This is a genomic window from Streptomyces sp. CCM_MD2014 (assembly GCF_000772045.1).
Taxonomy (GTDB): Bacteria; Actinomycetota; Actinomycetes; order Streptomycetales; family Streptomycetaceae; genus Streptomyces; species Streptomyces salinarius.
This window is the reverse complement of record NZ_CP009754.1, coordinates 742,670-761,369: the sequence shown is the minus strand read 5'-3', so window position 1 is coordinate 761,369 and position 18,700 is coordinate 742,670. Positions and strand designations below refer to the sequence as shown.

The window sequence follows — 18,700 nt, the reverse complement described above, 5'->3', positions numbered from 1 at the left end:
ACCGGGACCGGCCGACGCGGTGAGGCCGACCGGCGAAACCCGGCGGGAGACGAGATGAAACTGCACACACACTGTGGTCGTACGATCAATGTCACCCGGTTCACTCCCCGGGGGCTGCCCAAGCGGATGGGGCGCGTCGTCCTGGACACGTCCTTCGCCTCCTACGACGAGGACGAACTGTGGACGTCGCTCACGGCAGAGGAGGCAAGGCGTCTCGCCGGTCTGCTGCTGTTCCAGGCAGCCGCCGTGGAACCGGAGCCCAGTGCCGCACCCGGAGTCGTCGATGTGGTGCCGGTCGTCGCAGACGCCTACGAGGTCCGGGTCCGCGGGCATGTCCTGACCGTCGACCAACCGCTCGCCGACGGAGGAAAGGACACCGCTCCCACGCCCGTGGAGCTGTTCGTGGCGGCGGTGGCTTCGTGCGCCGCGCACTACGCGGGGCGCTTCCTGAACCGGCACGGTGCCGGTCGGGACGGCTTCTCCGTCCGTGCCGGGTTCCGCATGGCGGACGACCGGCCGCCGCGCGTCGCGTCGTTGCGCCTGACCGTGACAGCCCCCAGCCTGCCGGCGGAGAAGCTGGCCGCCCTGCGTGCGGTGGTGTCGCACTGCACCGTGACCAACACCTTGGCCCAGGCGCCCGAGGTGATGCTGGAGGTGCGCGGGACACCTTCCGGGGAGACCGACCTCGGCACGGAGACGAGCGGCTGAAGCTGAGCGGGTAAGACGATTCCCGCCCGTCGTGACCGCCTCGCGGCCGACGGTGCGAGGACCCCGCGTTTCCGGGTGGCCACCGGCTCAGTCGCCCAACGGTCCGCCGGGGAGACGAATCAGTGAGCCGGGTCGGTCTCCGTTTCCTGGCGGACGACGACGACGGGGCAGGCCGCGTGCTGAGCGCAGCGCTGGCTCACCGAGCCCAGCATCGCCCGCGCGAACGCGCCCCTGCCCCGGCGGCCGACCACGAGGAGTTCGGCCCCCTGGGAAGCGCGGATCAGGGTCTCGGACGGGTCGCCCTCCACGATGACCTCCCGCAAACCCGGCGGCCGTTCCTTGGCGAAGATGACGTCCAGCTCCGCCGCGAAACGCTCGCGCGCCTGCTCCAGGTCGAAGTCGGGATCGATGGCCGGACCGGTGAAACCGACGGCGGACGGTGTGTCCCAGACGTGGATCGCCTCCACCACACCACCGACGGAACGTGCGTACTGATCGGCCCAGCGCAGCGCGGCATAGGAGGACGGAGACCCGTCCACCCCCACGACCACCCGTGCTGTCGGCTCAGAGGACTGCATGGTCACCTCACTCACAAGCGTCGTCCGCCCCTGTCCACGCTGCCCGGTTGCACGCCACCGCGCCAGCGGAGAGAGGGCCGGCCCGACTTCGTGCCAGGGCTACGCGGGCGGAGGCTATGACGAGCGGAGGCGCTCGGTGAGGTCCGCGGTCAGCTCGGACAGCCGTTCGGAGAACACGGCTCTTGCCGGCCGGGGAGCCCGGATACGCACAGCGTCGGCGGGCAGGCTCGCCAGGTCCGCCGTCAGCCGGGCGTGTCCCTCCGGCAGGGTGTCCGGTGGGCCGAGACGCCGGCCGTCACGCATGAGCGTGCGCAGCAGTGGCTCCGCCCCGGCCGGACCCGGTTCGTCCCACAGGGCGATGACGTCGTCACCACCCCGGCGCCGGAAGATTTGTTTGCGTCCTGGCGACGTCACCTTGGCGGACGACAGTTTCATAACCGGGCGGCCGTCGTACTCCACGAGCTTGTACGCCGAGTCCAGATACGGAGCGTCGGCTGACGTGCCGACACGGGTGCCGACCGCGTACACGTCGACGGGCGCTCCGCAACGGGCGAGGGCGTCCACCCCGTACTCGTCCAGGCCGCCGCTGGCGACGACACGGACGTCGGGAAGGCCGGCACGGTCCAGTTCGGCGCGCGCACGACGGGCGAGATCACCGAGGTCACCGCTGTCCAGCCGTACGGCGCACCCCGGCCCTCGCCCGAGGTCGCGCAGGACACGAGCCGCTGTCCGGACCCCGCGTACCGAGTCGTACGTGTCCACCAGGAACGTCGCCGGCCCCGGGTGGGCGCGGGCGAAGGCGCGGAAGGCGGCCTCCTCGTCGGGAAAGGCTTCGACGTACGAGTGCGCCATCGTTCCGGACGCGGGCAGCCCCCAGCGGACCGCCGCCGCCACGTTGCTGGTTCCCGCGAAACCCGTGAGCGACGCCGTGCGCGCGGCCTGCATTCCCGCGGAGGTCCCGTGGGTGCGGCGCAGGGAGAAGTCGATCACCGGACGCCCCGCGGCGGCCAGGACGGACCGCACCGCCTTCGACGCCACGGCCGTCTGATGCGAGACCTGGTTGAGCAGGAAGGTCTCCACGAGCTGGGCCTGCGCGAGCGGCGCGGTGACTTCCAGCAGTGGTTCTCCGGCGAACACGACACGTCCCTCGGGTATGGCGCGGACCTCGCCGGTGAACGTCGTCCCGCACAGCGGGGAGAGGTCGGCGTACGGCCGGTGCAGCGCGGAGGCGAAGTCCTCCACGTCCGCCGAGGTGACGTGGAAGGCGCCGAGGTAGTCGAGCGCCGGTTCGATGCCCGCGCTGACGAGAAACCCGCGTTCGGGGGGCAGGTCACGCACGAACAGACTGAACGTCGCGGGCCGGCTCATGTCTTCGAGTAGGTAGGACAGGGCCATGGTGACTTCGTACAGGTCCGTAGTGGTCACATCCGACATGGTCCTCACCCGCCCGTAGCCACTCGTGCCCAGTCACCACAAGCCTCACCGGCGCCCCGGGGCGTGGGGAAGGGCCGGCCGGCCACTCCCCGTGGCCACTCGGCCCCATGCGTCCGCGGCAACGGTGACGGACCCTGTAGGTGTCGGGACACTCTCCACCCGGGTGGGAGGAAGCCATGGACGGCCACGTCTACAGAGTCGACGACGTCATGACCCGCAGGGTCATCGCCCTGGCCGGTGGAGCGACGTTCAAGGACATCGTCAGGACCATGGAGACGCAGCGGATCAGTGCACTTCCCGTCATCGACTCCGGAAGCCATGTGATCGGTGTCGTCTCCGAGGCCGACGTGCTGCGCAAGGAGGAATTCCGCGACAGCGACCACAAGCGCGGCCCCCGGAGCCGGACCCCCGGGGCACTGGCGAAGGCGCGGGCTGTCACCGCGGAGGACCTGATGACCACTCCCGCCGTGACCGTCCAGCCGGAGGCACCTGTGGCCCGGGCTGCCCGCCTCATGGCACGTCACAGGGTCAAGCGCCTCCCCGTCGTCGACCGGGAAGGCGTACTCCAGGGCATCGTCAGCCGCGCGGACCTGCTCAGGGTGTTCCTGCGGTCCGATCCCGACATCGCCGAGGAGGTCCGCCGGGAGATCGTCGGAAGCCGGTTCCCGGAAGGACTCGGATCGGTGCGTGTGGAGGTGCACGAGGGAGTCGTCACCCTCACCGGCCGGGTGCCGGACACCTCGCTCGTTCCGCTGGCCGAACGGCTGGTGCGCTCGGTCGAGGGCGTCGTGGACGTGCGGTGCGCGCTGACTGGCCCCCGGCACCGCCCGGTCACGGAACCGGATCTCATGCAGGAGGAGCACAGGCACACGTCGGAGGGCAGGTGATGGGTGGGGCGAAGGCGAACATCCGGCCATTCGCGCCCTGTCCGTCGCACCATGGACATCGCCCGCGGCGGTCCGTCAGCTCTCGACAAGCTCACCACGGGTGCGTACCGGTACGAGACGGACTCCGGGTCGGTGATCGCCGTACGCGTAGACGCGAATCGCCATCGGAGCAGGTCGGACTGAGTTCGCGCTGGTCAGGTACTTGATGAGTCCCTTCACCTCTCGGTAGGGGCTTCGACGTCCGTCGGGTCCCACCGGACGTCGACGACACCCTCCACGGCGCGCACCAGGCGGGCGGCCACGGGCACCAACGAGGTGTCCTTGACCCTTCCCCTGAGAGTGACGAGGCCGTCCGACACCTCCACCCGGACGGCGTCCGCCGGTGAGGGGAAGAGCGGTGCGACGACCTCCTGGCCGACCTCTTCGGCGATGTCGTCGTCCGTGCGCAGGAACACCTTCAACAGGTCGGCTCGGCTGACGACACCCTCGAGAAGTCCCTCGGCGTTGACGACGGGCAGCCGCTTGACCTTCCGTTGCGCCATGATGCGCGCGGCCTGGGCGAGGGTGGCGTCGGGATGGACGGTGACGGCCGGAGCCGTCATCACGTCCGCCGCGGTCAGACCGCCCGCCTTGGCCAGATCGGTAAGGCGGCGCATCTGAGTGAAGCGGTCCGGGTCACTGTCCCGGAACTCCTCCTTGGGCAGCAGGTCGGCCTCGGAAACGAGACCGATCACTCGTCCCTCGCCCTCGAGTACGGGCAGAGCGCTGACCTTCCACTGGTCCATGAGCGCGATGATGTCCTTGAACAGAGCCTGTGGGCCCACGGCCACGGCCGTGTGCGTCATCACGTCACTCACCGTGTGAGGGCTGTTGAGCATGGCTTCCTCCTCGGCCCGGTCTCAGGAGCCCTACTCACGGCAGGATTCCGCTGCCGTGCGGGGCGTACAGGTCCAACAGACGGATGCGCGTCTTCTGCAGGCGGTCGGCCACCACCTGACCGACCCAGGTCGCGACCGCCCGGCCGAACTCGGGGTGCTCGGCACCCACGGTCAGGACGGTCTTCGCGTCGAACTCCCAGGCCCGTACCGGGCTGAGTGCCTCGGCGCCCAGGTGCCACTGGTACGGCGGGAAGTGCCAGGACCAGCCGAGCAGTTCGCCGTGGCCCAGCGAGTCGACGACGGCGTTGCGGCCGTCGGGGACGCGGATGTCCAGAACGACCGTTCCAGTGCGGATGATCCAGAAGCGATCGGCCGGCCGGCCCTCTTCGAACAGCCGCGCACCCGACGGGAACGAGACTTCGCGCGCGAGTCGCAGCAGACGTTCGCGGTGCTGCGCCGGCATGGCTATCGGGAGGGTGGTTGTGGAGGTCATCGTTGCGTCTCCTTCCCGCGGCCCTCGGGGAGCGGTCGTTCGGGCGGCTGCCATGTGCGGCTGCTCTTCCCCGGTACCAGCCTGTCGCGTGTGCGCCCCTGGCACCACGGGCCTTCCGGGCACTGCCGAGGGACCGTCGGCCCCGGGCAAGTGGGGCCATCCGGGTGCCACGACGGAGAGAGCAGCCCGGCCCGGGCAGAGGGAGAGGGTCCGGGCCGCCGCAGATGCCGCACAAGGGAGGTGCAGCCAGGGCGCATCAAGAGCGGGAAGGGCATCCGCTTCTCGCGGATCCTGATCGCACGGTGCACGGATTCCGACTGTTTCCCCGTGTCCCTGCTGTCCTTCCCGCCACCTCCAGCACACCATGCGGATCGCCGGGGTGGAAGGGCCGACCGGCCCCATCGTGCTGCCGCCCACGCGCCCTCGCACAGGCACGCACCAGATCCCGCGTACGCCGATGGCGCACCACGTTCTTCGCCGGGACCTGAGCCGGGGGACAGGCCCTAGTAGGGCATCCGTCGGCCCGACGGCGTGCGCAGGTCAGGAGGATCCGGCCGTCGTGGCGGTCGGGGCCGCTTTGTCACCTGGATCCGTTCCATCACGATCGCCTCGTCTCGCGCTGCCCCTGTCTGCATGATCCCTCCGGGGGCCTGCTGCGGGCCATGGGTCCGCCGACCTCGGTACGGGGCCGAGTCGGCCTGTACGGGTGGGTCGACCGGCCCAGCTCCGTGACTGGCGACGGGGGACAACGCGAAGGTGACCATCAGCCCATCCGCTTCCGTCGTGATGGCCCGCGGAGCGCGGCGGACACACCCCCGCCGGAGAACCGGTCACTGGGGCCGAAGGTCCCTCGTAGTGACCCGATCGCCCCTGCCGGACCCGGGCGCCCGGTGTCACCGTGAAGGTGCAGCCCCGGCTGCGCGAACCGGCAAGAAGAGAGAAGGGCGGTGGGGAAGATGGCACTTCCCCTGGTGGTAGGCGTCGACGGCTCGGACGGCAGCCTCCTGGCCATCGACTGGGCGGTCGACGAGGCACAGCGCCACGGGCTCACGTTGCGCTTGATCTATGCCTCTCTCTGGGAGCGGTACGAGGGAGCACTGCTGGCGATGGGCCGAGAGCGCCCCTCCGAGCAGGTGATGGCTGAGAACATTGTCGGCACCGCTGCGGAGCGCGTCCGGCGATACGATCCCAGCCTCACGGTCGAAACCGACACGGTGCCGGCCGAAGCGGTGTCCGCCCTCCTGGCCGAAGGCAGGCACGCCGCCGCCGTGGTCACCGGATCACGAGGTCGTGGCGAGCTGAAGGGGGCCCTCCTCGGCTCGGTCAGCCTCGCCGTCGCCTCCCGGTCCGACTGCCCGGTGGTCGTCGTCAGGGGTGAGAAGTCGGCGCTGTCCGGCTCCCACGAGCGTGTCCTGCTGGGCGCCGGCGACCCCGACACCAGCGGTGCGGCCGTGCGGTTCGCTTTCCGAGAGGCCGATGTACGAGGTTGCGAGCTGGATGTCGTACGGGCCTGGCGGTGCCCGGCGTACGAGAACGCCGACGACGGGGCACCGAGCGGAGACTCCGAAAATCAGCACGAGCAACGGGCATCCGCTCTGATCGACACTTTGGTGGCCGAAGCCGCTGCGGAACACCCGGGCGTGAGGGTGCGCAAGACGACGATCGAAGGGCCGGCCCGCAAGGTGCTCGTCCACCAGACGGCCGCCGCCGACCTCGTCGTCCTTGGGGCACGCCACAGGTCGGGACACTTCGGTCTTCAGCTCGGGCGGGTCACCCACACGCTGCTGCAGCACGCGGCCTGCCCGGTCGCCGTGGTGCCACAGACGACCTGACGCCTTCGATGTGCGGCCTCGGAACCCGAGGCCGCGTCGGGGACCCTCACACAAGTGAGCCGCGTGGTCCGGACGTACGTCTGCCGGTCCGGGGAGATTGCGCGTAGCCCGTCGATGGAGGCGTTCCGACGGCCTCACCGGCTTGTCCGCGCCACCCTCAGCCTGCGCCTGACCTGCTCGAACCATCCCCATGGGGCGCGCGTGAAGAAGTCCGCGCGCCGGGTACCCCAATAGCCTCGGAAGCCGGGAGGAAGACCATGCGTTACGGCCGTGCCATCACGCTGGAAGGGCCCTTCGAGCAGGTGCAGCAGGACGTCCGCCAGGCCCTGGCCGACCAGGGTTTCGGAGTCTTGACCGAGATCGACGTACAGGCCACCCTCAAGGCCAAGCTGGACCAGCACATGGAGCCCTATTTGATTCTCGGAGCCTGCAATCCGCCTCTGGCGCACCGAGCGCTGGACGCCGACCGCTCCGTAGGGCTCCTCCTGCCCTGCAACGTCGTCGTTCGTGGCGACGGCGACCGGGTGATTGTGGAGGCCATCGACCCCGAAACCATGGTCGCCCTCACGGGTCTCGACGCCATGGCGGCGGTCGCCGAGGAGGCCGGCCGCCGTCTCGAGGCGGCACTGAGTTCACTCGGGCCATCGGCGCCCTGACCGCCGCGGGCAGGGCATTGAAAGCACAGCCGGTTCGGCGTGGGGCCCACGTCACGGGGCGAAATGGGCGAAGCCCCCACCCACCAGAGCCGCAGTCGTGACGACGAGGAGGCCGTGCTCCAGTCGGGGGATGCGAGCGCCGCCGTCGAGCTGCGTACTCGCGCGACGAGGAGGAAGCGGTTCATGGGCACCTCGGTCCGTGCGGCGCGTCAACGTCGTTCCGCTCCTTCCATGGAAGCGCGGCGCGTCCCCCGGGGCGAGTGACGATCGGCCCCTCACAGGGACGGTCGGACGTTGTCGGACGTCAGCCCGGCTCCATGTAGGGACGCCGGAACACCTTGGCCTGGTCCGGGCCCCAGGGCCGGACAGCTGCCAGAGCCTGGGCGACCGCGGAGCCCAGGGAGCCGCTGGTGTCGACGCCGACCGCCTCGGCCCATGGCTGTTCTTCGGCCGCCATGGCGTCGGCCACGCCGAGGTCGGCATCGGAAGCGCCGGGGGTACGGGTGGTCAGGCGGGCAGCTGCCACGGCACCGGGCACGTGGCAGTGCAGGGCCACGAGGTCGGCGCCGGCGTTCTCGGCGGTGCGCCGCGCTGCCTCGCGCTGGGCCGAGTCGACCCACGTGGCGTCCAGAACCACGGATTCGCCCATGGCCAGAAGGGCCGCTGCCCGCTCCAGCAGTTCGGCGTAGGTCCTGGCCGTCCACTCGGGGGTGTACAGCCCCTCGCCGTAGTCGGCCGCGGCGGTCTGCTGCGCGGAGAGCCCCGCCATCTCCTTGCGCAGGCGGTCACTGCTGAGCAGTACCGCTCCGAGACGGTCGGCCAGCGCGCCGGACAGCGTGGACTTCCCCGTGCCCGGCAGCCCGGCGACGAGCGTCAGGCCGACGGCCGAGGCCCTCAAATGGCGCAGCGCCATCAGGACGAGCCGCCGCGCCGCCGCCTGTGCGCCGGGCGCGCCCTGCCGCGCCTGGATCAGGGACACTTTGGCTCGGACGAAGGCACGGTAGGCGACGTAATGGTGCCACAGGGACGGCGGCGCGGGGTCACCTGAGTACTCGCTGTACTGGGTGAGGAAGAACGCCGCGGACTCGGGCGCACCGAGCAGTTCGAGGTCCATGGCCAGGAACGCGGCGTCGTCGAGACCGTCGACGTACCGGAGACGGTCGTCGAACTCCAGGCAGTCGAGGATTCGAGGCCCGTCGTCGAGGCAGAAGATGTCGTCGGCGAGGAGGTCACCATGCCCGTCGAGCACCCGGTCCTGTTCGATGCGCAGATCGAACAGGGGCTTGCGTCCCGCGAGATAGCGGCGGACCAGCCGTTCGACCTCCGCCGTCTCGCCCGGCGTCGGACCCTCGGTCGCCATGGCGTCGACTTGCGCGAAGCCGGCCTCCCAACGCGACGCCAGGGCGTCCCGTGTGCCCTGGTCCGCGATGCCGGGACCACGGGGCGCGGTGGCGTGCCAAGCGGCCAGTTGCCTGGCGACTGCCCGTAGCGCCTCATCGACGGGTGCTCCCGTCCGTACGAGGTGAGACAGGCGGCGATCATCGGGCATCCGCCGCATCACCACGAGCGGCTCGGCCTCTTGCTCACCCGGGGTACGGAGCTCGCCCAGGCCCATGTACACGTCCGGAGAGAACCGCCGGTTGAGGTCGATCTCGCGCTCGCACACGGCGCGACGCGACGACAGGGTGGTGTAGTCCAGGAACCCCAGATCCACCGGCTTCTTGCGCTTGTACACGCGATCTTCCACGAAGAAGACCACCGCGGTGTGCGTCTCGCGGACGTCCGCGCGCTGTACCACGGCCGGATCCTCGCGGCGCACCGGCTCAGGCACGGCGAACCTTTCGTGCGGCAGGGCCCGCACCGACGGTTGACGTCATCACAGGCAGCCTCCGCTCTGTGTGAACATGCTGCGTTCTCCTTGAGGGGTACCTCATCGCCCTTCGTGCTGCATCCGGGCGTGGCCGGCCCAGTGCGTCGCCCGTGCCGGCCGGCCCGCGTGGGGGAGAGCGTCCCTCAGCCGATACTCAATACATCCGGTACGGGCCGTCGAGGCGTGGCCGGCCCCTTCGGTCCGTAGCCCAGACGAAGCACCATCTGTACATGGCCGACCCCTGATCCGGGGTCCCGGGCCAGCAGGCGTAGCTCCCGGTCCTCCAGCGGATGCGAGGTCAAGGACGTGGACAGACCCGCCAGGGTGCTCTCCAGCAGAACGCGTTCCAGTGCCTGGCCGGCCATCAGCCAGTCCCTGGGTCCGTCGCTGCGGGTACCGAGCAGAGCCAGACGGGGAGTGCGCTCGAAGTCCGCATCTCCTCGGTCGGGCACCTGCCCCTGTCCGGAAAAGTCGCGCACCGGGGCCTTGCCGTCCCGCCTGCGCGGCCCGAAGGCGTACGCGGGGACGCCGTCGACAGCGGTGTCCACCCCACTGCCCAGCCTTGTCCAGCGCACCAGCTCCTCGTTACCTTCCGCGCGCTCCAGGTCGCGGCTCTCGGCATCGCGGACCAGTTCGAGCAGGGTTTCGACGTGCCACGCACCTGGGAAGAGCAAAATCGCCCCTTCTCGGGCCGCGGCCGCTTGCAACGTGGCCCGGACGCTCTCGGGGACGTCTTTCTCGGAGAACGGGTGACGGCTTGTGCGCCGCTGTCGTATCGCCGGGTGCAGCCGCCACAGATCCTTCTCCTGCGGTGCCTCCGACAGATCGGCCAGCTGAACGGACGCGAGAAGCAGCGGGTCCCGCGGGTCGGGAAGCAATCGGGTACGTGGCACCAGGGACGCGTGCACCGCGGCGACGCGAAGGTTGAGGAGAGCCGCCCCGCAGCCGATGTGCAGCGCCCGGTTCCCGGGGTCGGACCGGGGCATGGCCCGATCCGGGTCGGCGCGCAACAGTACGAGACGTTCGGCTGCGAGGAAACGGAAACGCCACGGTTGCGCGTTGTGCATGGACGGGGCTGCCGTGGCTTCGGCCACCAAGGTGGTCACCGTCTGCCGGTCGAGTTGAACCTGAACCATGGAGCCCTCCTGGTGACCCCGCCGACGGCCCGGCCCCCCGACCGGACATCAGGGTGCTGAGGTTGTCTTCCGTCGGCTTCCGTTCTGTGCTCGCGGCGCCCGCAGGACGTGCCACGGCCGTCTCGGCGCACGACTTACTTCGCCACCTCCAGTGTTCATCGAGCGTGCGGTCAGCGGGAAAGGCCATACGGGCCACCCATCGGTTCCGCCCGGCCCCGGCCCGCGGGACCTTCGGCGCGCACGAGTCCCGTGCGGAAACGGGTCCGGCCACCCGCCGTGCGGTCGACTCCGCCGCGGTTCACTGCGCTGGCGAACGGACGGTGCTTCTGTTCCTCTTTAAGGAAGGCGGAAGGAACGGAGCGGACAGTCGTGCACGCCGATCCAGAACGGTCAGGTGACAGGGCTCAGCCCTCCTCCGAGGCCGGCCGTATGGCCGACCGGATGGCGGTGAGGCGCCAGCAGCTGGGCATCTCTCGCGACGAGCTGGCCAGGCGGGCGGGCATGTCCACGAAGTATTTGGGGGAGATCGAGAGCCGGGCCGGCGACTTCGACCCCGAGGCGCTCGCACGGCTCGCGGTCGTGTTGAAGGTGTCCTACGAAGAGCTGACGACCGGCCGGACCGACGCACCGCAGGGCCGGGGAGGGCCGGCCGCGCATCCGGTCTTGGTGCGGCTGTCCGAGCAGGAGTGCTGGCAGCGGCTGGGAACGCACGGGATCGGCCGGATCTCCTACACGGCCGACCCGGGCAAGGAAGCTCCGGTGGTGGTGCCGGTCAACTTCCTCGTGGACGGGCGAAGCGTCGTCTACCGCACGGATCCGGCCGGCGTGGCGGGCATCCGAGCCGGAGAGCCAGTCGCCTTCGAGGCCGACCACGTCGACGAGCAGACCGGCTTGGGCTGGAGCGTCCTGCTGGCAGGCACCGCCGAGCACCCGACTGAACACGAGTCGCTGGAGGCCCTGGCACGAAGGCGCGGGGCCGGCCCCTGGGCGGGGGGAAGGCGCGACTTGTGGGTCCGTGTCCTGCCGCACCAGGTCAGCGGCCGCGTCATCCAGTCCCTGCGGGAAGCGTAGGCGTCGCCCGTGTCCGCCGGCCCTTGCCCGATGCGGGTTTCGGGCCTTGCGCACCGGCGGTCCGGTTCTGCGGATGCGCGGCATCTGTATACCAAGCGGCAACTGGTAACAACCGGGACCTGGTTCGCATCACGGTTGCCCGGATCGGGTGTTTCACAGGCGCCGGTGAGGCATCAGCCAGTCGCAGGCCCACTCGACCGCCTTGATCTTCGGGCGCCGGGTGAAGTCCCAGGCTGACGGGTGCGTTGGACGGCTTCCAGGTCGATTCAGAGGATGCCTCCGTGTGCAACGAAGTGCCTGCCTGGCGCATCGTCAGGTAAGTCAGCATCTGGTCAGCATGGGTCCTGCACTCTCCGAGGCAGGTGTCAGCCGGACTCTCCGCGGAAGCGCAGGCGGGGAACCTTTTTGAACCTTCTTGCCAAGAGGGATCTATATTCCTCAGCATCTTCGAGTGCGAGTGGTGTCGGTGTACAGTGAACAACGCCCCTGACCTGCAGAAAGCGGCGGGGAGCCGTCACATAGGAGTCCAAAGTGCTGCGCACTGTTCTCAAGTCCAAGATCCACCGCGCCACCGTCACCCAGGCCGACCTGCACTACGTCGGCTCGGTGACCATCGACGCCGACCTGCTGGACGCCGCCGATCTGCTGCCCGGTGAGCTGGTGCACATCGTGGACATCACCAACGGGGCCCGGCTCGAGACGTACGTCATCGAGGGGGAGCGCGGGTCCGGCGTGATCGGGATCAACGGGGCCGCGGCCCACCTCGTGCACCCCGGTGACCTGGTGATCCTCATCAGCTACGCGCAGGTCAGCGATGCCGAGGCACGGGCGTTGAAGCCCCGGGTCGTGCACGTGGACGGCGACAACCGTATCGTCGCCCTGGGAGCCGACGCCTCCGAGCCCGTGCCGGGCTCGGACCAGGAACGCAGCCCTCAGGCCGTGTCGGCCTGACGTAACGGTGTACTGGTCTTCCGATCTGCCGACCCCGTGGGACGAGGAGCGTGGCCGTGAGTGACATCGAGATCCGTGACGACCGGGCGGCCGGGCGGCTGAGGGCGATCGCGGCCGGCGAGGTCGTCGGCCGCATCGAGTACTTCGTGCTCGACGCCCCCGAGGGAGCCCTCGTCCCCGTCCACACGATCGTGGAACCGGCGCACGAGGGCCAGGGCATCGCCGGTTCCCTGGCGCGTGAGCTGTACGCCATCGCGCGCCGCGAGGGCGTCACGGTCGCGCCGCTGTGCCCGTACGTCGTGAAGTGGGCCGAGCGCCACCCGGACGAGGCGCCCGCCGCCGACCCGGAGCTGCTGCGCGCGGCGAAGGAGTGGCTCGTGGCGCACCCCGGGCTGTTCTGACCCTGCGGCGGAGAAACTCACCCTTCCGGGGGCCAGGCCATCGGGACCCGCCGTACCGGGCTGGGCCGCCCGGGCCCGGGCGCTCGTGCGGAAGGGTGAGTGGGGCGGCAGCCCTCGGGTAGGCGGGGGACAAGTCCAGAGAGCCGACGTCGACCGACTGGCCGGAGGACAGCACCATGACGAACCCGTATCCGGATCCCGTCCCGCCCGGTCCCACCCCGGGGCCCACTCCCGGCCCGGACCCGGAACCGCCGCATCCGCAGCCCGACCCGGCGACGCCGCCGGTCCCCGGCCCGGAACCGACTCCGCCGCCTCCGCCCCCGGGCCCCGGTCCGCAGCCCACGCCCCAGCCTCCCGGGCCGGGTCCGCAGCCCACCCCGCAGCCTCCCGGCCCCGGACCGCAGCCGACGCCCCCGCCCCCGGGCCCCGGTCCGCAGCCGCCGCCCGATCCTCCAGGGCCCCCCGGGCCCTCGCCGTCCCCGATTCCGCCGGGGCCCGAGCCCGTGCCCAACCCCGAGCCGGGGCCACCGCTCACCTGAGTGACGGGTCTCCCGGGTCCGGGGAGGGCCGGCCCGGGAGAGGGGTTACGCGGTGACCTCCGACCGGTCCCCGCCCCACAGCGTGTGGAACGCGCCGTCCCGGTCCGTCCTGCGGTACGTGTGCGCCCCGAAGAAGTCCCGCTGCCCCTGGGTCAGCGCGGCGGGGAGCCGCTCGGCGCGCAGGGCGTCGTAGTAGGCGAGGGCTGCGGCGAAGCCCGGGGCCGGTACGCCCTGCCGGGTAGCGGCGACCAGGACCTCGCGCCAGTCGTCCTGCGCCGCGGCGATCTCCTGGGCGAAGGTCTCGTCCGACAGCAGGCTCGGCAGGTCCGGCCGGGCGTCGTACGCGGCCCGGATCCGGTCCAGGAACGCCGCGCGGATGATGCAGCCGCCGCGCCAGATCGCGGAGACCGCGCCCAGGTCGATGTCCCAGCCGTACTCCTCGCTGCCCGCCGCGATCTCGTGGAAGCCCTGCGTGTACGACACGATCTTCGACGCGTACAGCGCCTGCTCGACCCGGTCGGCGAAGGCCGCCGCCTCCGACTCGCCGAGCGGCGACGCCTTCGGGCCCGCCAGGCCGCGCGACGCCTCGCGCAGGGCCGCGTGACCGGAGAGCGAGCGGGCGAAGACGGCCTCCGCGATGCCGGACACGGGTACCCCCAGGTCCAGGGCGATCTGCACGGTCCAGCGGCCGGTGCCCTTCTGCTCCGCCTGGTCGACCACCACGTCGACGAACGGCTTGCCCGTCGCCGCGTCCACGTGCGACAGCACCTCCGCCGTGATCTCGATCAGGTACGAGTCCAGACGGCCGGTGTTCCAGGTGCGGAAGATCTCCGCGATCTGCGCGGGGGAGTACCCGGCGACGTCGCGCAGCAGTTGGTACGCCTCGCCGATCAGCTGCATGTCGGCGTACTCGATGCCGTTGTGCACCATCTTCACGAAGTGCCCCGCGCCGTCCGGGCCGACGTGTGTGACGCACGGCGCCCCGTCCGCGGCCTTCGCCGAGATCTTCTCCAGCATCGGGCCCAGCGATGCGTACGACTCCTCCGAGCCGCCCGGCATGACGCTCGGCCCGTGCAGTGCGCCCTCCTCGCCGCCGGAGATGCCGGTGCCCACGAAGTGGATGCCCTGCTCGCGCAGTTCGCGTTCCCGGCGCCGGGTGTCGGCGAAGTGCGCGTTGCCGCCGTCGATGATCATGTCGCCGGGCTCGAGGAGCGGCGCGAACTCCCGGATCACCGCGTCGGTCGGGTCACCGGCCTTCACCATGATCACCAGGCGGCGCGGCCGCTCCAGCGCCGCCACGAACTCCTTCGCGGTCTCGGTCGCGACGAAGTCGCCCTCGCTCCCGAACTCCTCCACCAGCGCGTGCGTGCGCGAAGCGGTCCGGTTGTGCACCGCGACCGTGTAGCCGTTGCGGGCGAAATTGCGCGCGAGGTTGCGGCCCATGACCGCGAGACCCGTGACGCCGATCTGCGCTGTAGTGCTCATTGCGTTGGCTCCTAGTGACCTTGGTGTCTGTGGTGCCCGTGTGCGTCAGTATCGCCAATTCCGCCGCTCGGCCGGGCTGACGTGCCGGTACGCGGTCGCACTTCGTGCTTCCAGGACTCCAGTACGGCGGGGAGCGGGGCCGTGACTCAGCGGGCGGACACCTCATCGCGCCAACCGTCGCCCGTTCCCGGCCACCGGGCGGCCAACCGGCCGGTTGCCGTCTTGTCATGGCCGGTTCGCGGCGCTTACTTTTGCCGCTCCTGACGCAATGTCGAGGGGGACCTCCATGGCCGTACGCGGCCGGCACCGCCGGTATCAGCCGAACAGGATCAACCGCGCCTCACTGACCGTCACCGCGGGGAGCGCGGGGCTGGCCCTCCCCCTCGTCGGTACCGGCACGGCCCACGCGGCCGACGCGGCCACCTGGGACAAGGTCGCCGCCTGTGAGTCCACCGACGACTGGGACATCAACACCGGGAACGGCTACTACGGCGGGCTGCAGTTCACCCAGTCCACCTGGGAGGCCTTCGGCGGCACCCGGTACGCGCCGCGCGCCGACCTCGCCACCAGGGAACAGCAGATCGCCGTCGCCGAGAAGGTGCTGGACGTGCAGGGGCCCGGTGCCTGGCCGGTGTGCTCGCAGCGCGCCGGACTGACCCGCGGCGGCGCCACCCCCGACCTCCGGCCGGCCGGGGGAGCGGGGGCCGAGGAACCCCGCGGGAAGTCCGCCGGCAGGCCCGCTGCCGCCCCCGGGAAGAAGGCCGACCCGGTCAAGGGCGTCCAGCCGCAGACCACACCCCAGTCCCGGGCGGGACAGGCCCGTATGTACACGGTGGTCACCGGCGACACCCTTTCCGGCATCGCCGATGCCCACGAGGTCCGGGGCGGCTGGCAGCGCCTGTACGCGGCCAACCGCGGCGAGATCGGAGCCGATCCCGACCTGATCCTGCCCGGCCAGCGGCTGTCACTGCGCGGCGGGGGGACGGCCACCAAGGCGTCCGGCGCCCAGCCCGGAAAGCAGGCCGAGCAGGACAGGCCGCGGAAGCGGGAGAAGCAGCAGAAGGACGAGCAGAAACCAGAAACGAAGCAGCACAAGCGGCAAGAGCAGCAGAAGGCGCCGAAGAAGTCGCCCTCCGGCAGCGGCAAGGCCACCACCCACCGGGCGGTCGTGGCCCCGGTCGACGCCGCCACCGGCACGCCGTACCACAAGGCGGGTTCTTCCTGGTCCAAGGGCTACCACACCGGCGTCGACTTCCCCGTCCCGACCGGCACCTCGGTCAAGTCGGTCGCGGCCGGCCGGGTCGTCAGCGCGGGGTGGGGCGGTTCGTACGGCTACCAGGTGGTGGTCAGGCACGGCGACGGCCGCTACTCCCAGTACGCGCACCTCTCGGCGATCTCCGTGAAGGCCGGTCAGTCGGTGGGCGTCGGTCAGCGCCTCGGCCGCTCCGGCTCCACGGGCAACGTCACGGGCCCGCATCTGCACTTCGAGGTGCGGACCGGGCCCGGCTTCGGTTCGGACGTCGACCCGGTGGCGTACCTCCGGGCCGGCGGCGTCAGGATCTGATCCGGACCCGCCGGCGGCTGAACATGGGCGGCGGGACGAACGGCCCGCCGTAGAAGGGGGCGTAGGGGAGCGTCGTGTCGGCGCCCCCCGCCGGAAGCCGGGTGTCGTACGCCTCCTCGGCGGGGGCGGTGTCCGGAACCGTCGATGCCACCGTGGAGGGCACGAGGACCTTGACCGGCGCCGGCCCGGGCGCCGTGGCCCCGACCACTGCCGCTCCGGCCTCGACGAGCTCCAAGCGCTCCCCGGTCCCCAGGAGGTTTTCGGCCGGGGCCGCAGCCCTGCCGGTGGCGGCGCCCTCCCGCGCGATCCGCTCCGTCGTGAGCATGATCAGTCCGCCGGCGGCCACCACACCGCAGCTCAGGGCGAGCGCCGTGCCGGTCGTGCCGTAGCGGAACGTCTCGCCGAACATCGTGATGCCGACCACGGCGGCCACCACCGGGTTCACGACCGTCAGCGTGGCCAGCGGTGCGGCGAGTCCGGCGCCGCGGTAGGAGGCCTGCGACAGCACCATGCCGGCGGTGGCGAGTACGCCGATGACGGTCAGCGACGGCAGGTCGGCGGCGGACACCCCGCCGGTCCAGTCCACCGCGACCGTCTTGGTGAAGACCGAGGACATGCCGAAGGCGATGCCGGACGCGGTCGCCAGCAGGATGCTGCGGACCGCCGGGTGCCGGTGCGCGGCCCGGCCCGCGATCATCAGCGCCACGATCGCACCACCGGTGACCAGGGCCGCCCCGACCCGCTGCGCCGTGTCGAGCGACTGCGCGTCGGAGGCACCGACCAGGGACAGCAGACCGGCGAGACCGACCGTGGCCATCAGCGCGCCCCGCCAGGCGGTCGCACCGGCCCTGCGGCCCACGAAGACCGCCGCCATGGGCAGCGCGAACACGATGGTGAGCGCTCCAAGCGGCTGCACCAGGCTCAGCGGACCGAGCGCGAGGGCGACGACGTGCAGCAGACCGCCGAGGCCGTTGAGGCCGACCGCCGCCCACCAGCCGGGGCGGCGCAGCGGAGCGTACTGAGCACCCGGTGACGACGCCGCGACCTGCTCCTGCACGATCGCCCCGCCCGCGTACGCCACGGCGGAGACGAGCGACAGGAGCACGGACAACGCGAGGGCGCTCATCGGCTGCTCCTCTGCGTGAGGCGGGGGCGCTGGGCCCGGCGCGGCGAACTGTCGTCATCCATGGACAACACGATGCCGTCTCGGGGTCTTCCCGTCGTCGTCCCTGAGCATTCATTGGGTCCTACTGCCGATGGAGTACGACGGCGCCGCCGTCCTCCCCAGGGTGGGCGACTTCCGGCCCCGACCCCTGGCCCGGTCCCCTGAGGACCCTGATACTACTGCTCTCCGTGGACCTCGACCTCGGCCTCGATCCCGGCCTCTCGGCCCTCCGCCCGCTCGGCGGCTTCTCCGTCCTGCACACGTCGCGGCCGCCGTCGCCGCCCCGGCGGCCGGACGCCGCCGCACCGCTCGCACGGGCCTACGCACCCGGACACGGAAACGCACCCGGACACGAGGACAGGGTGCCCGAGGCTCGTCTCCCGGTCGCCGCCGACCCGCTGGGCTTCCGTGTACGGAAGGTCGCCGCCGCCCTCGGCACCGAGGAGTCCCGCGTCGCCGCCTCCGTGGCCCACCAGGGGCTGGCGGCCCGCCTGTGGTCGGTGACGCTGGCCTGCGCGGCCCTCTACGGCGCGGTCCCCGACCTCGACCCCTGCCTGCTGCACTGGGACCCCGGCGCCACCGCCCCCGACGACCTGTGGCTCGCCGAGGTGCGCCCGCTGCCGGGGGACCCCGCCACCGTCGCGGACGTCGTGCTCACCGCCCACCTGGCACCTCTGACCGCCGCCGTGCACGCCCGGTACGGAGTGGCGGCCGGCCTGCTGTGGGGCAACGCGGCCTCCGCACTGGCCGGCGCCGGACGCGAACTGGACCGCTGGGCCCGCCGCCACGGCCGTACGGACACCGCGACCCGCGCCCGGTCCCTGACCGCCGACTTGTTCGCGCACCCCCTGCTCACCGGGACCGGCGCCCTCGCCGCCGCCTCCCCGGACATCTCGTTCCGGCGCCGCAGCTGCTGCCTCTACTACCGGGTGCCCGGGGGCGGGGTCTGCGGGGACTGCTGCTTCTCCCGCCCCCCGCGGGCCCCGCGCTCTTCCCCAGGCGCCCGCTCTGGGTGACCATGAGGGAACCAGCCGCCGAGACGGGAGGTTCCG

The 18,700-nt window shown here is 71.4% G+C and carries 17 protein-coding genes; 9 read left to right on the top strand and 8 right to left on the bottom strand.

The genetic code is table 11. The features are described from left to right. The first annotated feature begins 54 nt into the window (after positions 1–54). Positions 55–708, top strand: coding sequence for an OsmC family protein (locus tag NI25_RS03510; RefSeq protein WP_233520671.1), 654 nt, complete (start codon positions 55–57; stop codon positions 706–708). A 119-nt stretch (positions 709–827) separates the two neighbouring features. On the opposite strand, the gene NI25_RS03505 is transcribed toward NI25_RS03510, so the two are convergent. Both NI25_RS03505 and NI25_RS03500 read right to left on the bottom strand, forming a co-directional pair. After that, positions 828–1,286: a universal stress protein gene (locus NI25_RS03505; protein WP_061446728.1), complete on the bottom strand. Its 459-nt coding sequence runs from the start codon at positions 1,284–1,286 to the stop codon at positions 828–830. A gap of 114 nt (positions 1,287–1,400) precedes the next feature. Further along, entirely contained in the window at positions 1,401–2,720 is a 1,320-nt protein-coding gene (locus tag NI25_RS03500) for a nicotinate phosphoribosyltransferase (protein WP_061441018.1), read from the bottom strand. Positions 2,721–2,896: 176 nt separating this feature from the next. Between NI25_RS03500 and NI25_RS03495 the strand changes: the two genes are divergently transcribed. Continuing rightward, positions 2,897–3,607, top strand: a complete 711-nt coding sequence (locus NI25_RS03495; protein WP_061441017.1) for a CBS domain-containing protein — start codon at positions 2,897–2,899, stop codon at positions 3,605–3,607. 215 nt (positions 3,608–3,822) lie between these two features. On the opposite strand, the gene NI25_RS03490 is transcribed toward NI25_RS03495, so the two are convergent. Together NI25_RS03490 and NI25_RS03485 are read right to left on the bottom strand one after the other, a co-directional pair. Continuing rightward, positions 3,823–4,485, bottom strand: a complete 663-nt coding sequence (locus NI25_RS03490) for a CBS domain-containing protein (RefSeq protein ID WP_061441016.1) — start codon at positions 4,483–4,485, stop codon at positions 3,823–3,825. Between the two features lie 34 nt (positions 4,486–4,519). After that, positions 4,520–4,978: a cyclic nucleotide-binding domain-containing protein gene (locus NI25_RS03485; protein ID WP_061441015.1), complete on the bottom strand. Its 459-nt coding sequence runs from the start codon at positions 4,976–4,978 to the stop codon at positions 4,520–4,522. A 956-nt stretch (positions 4,979–5,934) separates the two neighbouring features. Here NI25_RS03485 and NI25_RS03480 point away from each other — a divergent pair. After that, positions 5,935–6,810 carry a universal stress protein gene (locus NI25_RS03480; RefSeq protein ID WP_233520670.1) on the top strand — a complete coding sequence of 292 codons (876 nt, stop codon included), beginning with the start codon at positions 5,935–5,937 and terminating at the stop codon, positions 6,808–6,810. A 257-nt stretch (positions 6,811–7,067) separates the two neighbouring features. Then, positions 7,068–7,466 (top strand): DUF302 domain-containing protein, encoded by a 399-nt coding sequence (locus NI25_RS03475; RefSeq protein ID WP_061441013.1) that lies wholly within the window; start codon positions 7,068–7,070, stop codon positions 7,464–7,466. A 304-nt stretch (positions 7,467–7,770) separates the two neighbouring features. Here the strand turns inward: NI25_RS03475 and NI25_RS03470 are convergent, their stop codons facing one another. Together NI25_RS03470 and NI25_RS03465 are read right to left on the bottom strand one after the other, a co-directional pair. After that, the gene (locus tag NI25_RS03470) at positions 7,771–9,297 is read right to left on the bottom strand and encodes an AAA family ATPase (protein WP_061446727.1); all 1,527 of its coding nucleotides are present in this window, start codon (positions 9,295–9,297) and stop codon (positions 7,771–7,773) included. 182 nt (positions 9,298–9,479) lie between these two features. Further along, positions 9,480–10,472 (bottom strand): Acg family FMN-binding oxidoreductase, encoded by a 993-nt coding sequence (locus NI25_RS03465; RefSeq protein ID WP_061441012.1) that lies wholly within the window; start codon positions 10,470–10,472, stop codon positions 9,480–9,482. A 441-nt stretch (positions 10,473–10,913) separates the two neighbouring features. Here NI25_RS03465 and NI25_RS03455 point away from each other — a divergent pair, with 441 nt between their 5' ends. From NI25_RS03455 to NI25_RS03445, 3 genes are all read left to right on the top strand, one after another. Then, entirely contained in the window at positions 10,914–11,543 is a 630-nt protein-coding gene (locus tag NI25_RS03455) for a helix-turn-helix domain-containing protein (protein ID WP_233520669.1), read from the top strand. Positions 11,544–12,074: 531 nt separating this feature from the next. After that, on the top strand, positions 12,075–12,494 hold the full coding sequence (gene panD / locus NI25_RS03450; RefSeq protein ID WP_061441010.1) for an aspartate 1-decarboxylase: 420 nt from the start codon (positions 12,075–12,077) through the stop codon (positions 12,492–12,494). A 56-nt stretch (positions 12,495–12,550) separates the two neighbouring features. Beyond that, entirely contained in the window at positions 12,551–12,895 is a 345-nt protein-coding gene (locus tag NI25_RS03445; protein WP_061441009.1) for a GNAT family N-acetyltransferase, read from the top strand. A gap of 584 nt (positions 12,896–13,479) precedes the next feature. Here NI25_RS03445 and gndA read toward each other — a convergent pair. Further along, positions 13,480–14,919 carry an NADP-dependent phosphogluconate dehydrogenase gene (gndA, locus tag NI25_RS03440; RefSeq protein ID WP_061441008.1) on the bottom strand — a complete coding sequence of 480 codons (1,440 nt, stop codon included), beginning with the start codon at positions 14,917–14,919 and terminating at the stop codon, positions 13,480–13,482. A 286-nt stretch (positions 14,920–15,205) separates the two neighbouring features. Here gndA and NI25_RS03435 point away from each other — a divergent pair, with 286 nt between their 5' ends. Beyond that, positions 15,206–16,483, top strand: coding sequence for a transglycosylase family protein (locus NI25_RS03435; RefSeq protein WP_061441007.1), 1,278 nt, complete (start codon positions 15,206–15,208; stop codon positions 16,481–16,483). On the opposite strand, the gene NI25_RS03430 is transcribed toward NI25_RS03435, so the two are convergent. Then, complete coding sequence (locus NI25_RS03430; protein WP_061441006.1) at positions 16,473–17,609, bottom strand: DMT family transporter; 1,137 nt, start codon at positions 17,607–17,609, stop codon at positions 16,473–16,475. The genes NI25_RS03435 and NI25_RS03430 overlap by 11 nt on opposite strands. Before the next feature lie 227 nt (positions 17,610–17,836). Between NI25_RS03430 and NI25_RS03425 the strand changes: the two genes are divergently transcribed. Further along, a complete protein-coding gene (locus NI25_RS03425) occupies positions 17,837–18,664 on the top strand; it encodes a (2Fe-2S)-binding protein (RefSeq protein ID WP_061441005.1) in 828 nt (275 codons plus the stop codon). Positions 18,665–18,700 lie beyond the last annotated feature (36 nt).

What these genes read in the sequence shown, in the direction of transcription:
- NI25_RS03435 (WP_061441007.1), top strand. Translation starts at nt 15,206, where the DNA reads ATGGCCGTACGCGGCCGGCACCGCCGGTATCAGCCGAACAGGATCAAC.
- NI25_RS03475 (WP_061441013.1), top strand. Translation starts at nt 7,068, where the DNA reads ATGCGTTACGGCCGTGCCATCACGCTGGAAGGGCCCTTCGAGCAGGTG.
- NI25_RS03490 (WP_061441016.1), bottom strand. Translation starts at nt 4,485, where the DNA reads ATGCTCAACAGCCCTCACACGGTGAGTGACGTGATGACGCACACGGCC.
- NI25_RS03480 (WP_233520670.1), top strand. Translation starts at nt 5,935, where the DNA reads ATGGCACTTCCCCTGGTGGTAGGCGTCGACGGCTCGGACGGCAGCCTC.
- NI25_RS03505 (WP_061446728.1), bottom strand. Translation starts at nt 1,286, where the DNA reads ATGCAGTCCTCTGAGCCGACAGCACGGGTGGTCGTGGGGGTGGACGGG.
- NI25_RS03465 (WP_061441012.1), bottom strand. Translation starts at nt 10,472, where the DNA reads ATGGTTCAGGTTCAACTCGACCGGCAGACGGTGACCACCTTGGTGGCC.
- NI25_RS03455 (WP_233520669.1), top strand. Translation starts at nt 10,914, where the DNA reads ATGGCGGTGAGGCGCCAGCAGCTGGGCATCTCTCGCGACGAGCTGGCC.
- NI25_RS03485 (WP_061441015.1), bottom strand. Translation starts at nt 4,978, where the DNA reads ATGACCTCCACAACCACCCTCCCGATAGCCATGCCGGCGCAGCACCGC.
- NI25_RS03510 (WP_233520671.1), top strand. Translation starts at nt 55, where the DNA reads ATGAAACTGCACACACACTGTGGTCGTACGATCAATGTCACCCGGTTC.
- NI25_RS03500 (WP_061441018.1), bottom strand. Translation starts at nt 2,720, where the DNA reads ATGTCGGATGTGACCACTACGGACCTGTACGAAGTCACCATGGCCCTG.
- gndA (WP_061441008.1), bottom strand. Translation starts at nt 14,919, where the DNA reads ATGAGCACTACAGCGCAGATCGGCGTCACGGGTCTCGCGGTCATGGGC.
- NI25_RS03495 (WP_061441017.1), top strand. Translation starts at nt 2,897, where the DNA reads ATGGACGGCCACGTCTACAGAGTCGACGACGTCATGACCCGCAGGGTC.
- NI25_RS03430 (WP_061441006.1), bottom strand. Translation starts at nt 17,609, where the DNA reads ATGAGCGCCCTCGCGTTGTCCGTGCTCCTGTCGCTCGTCTCCGCCGTG.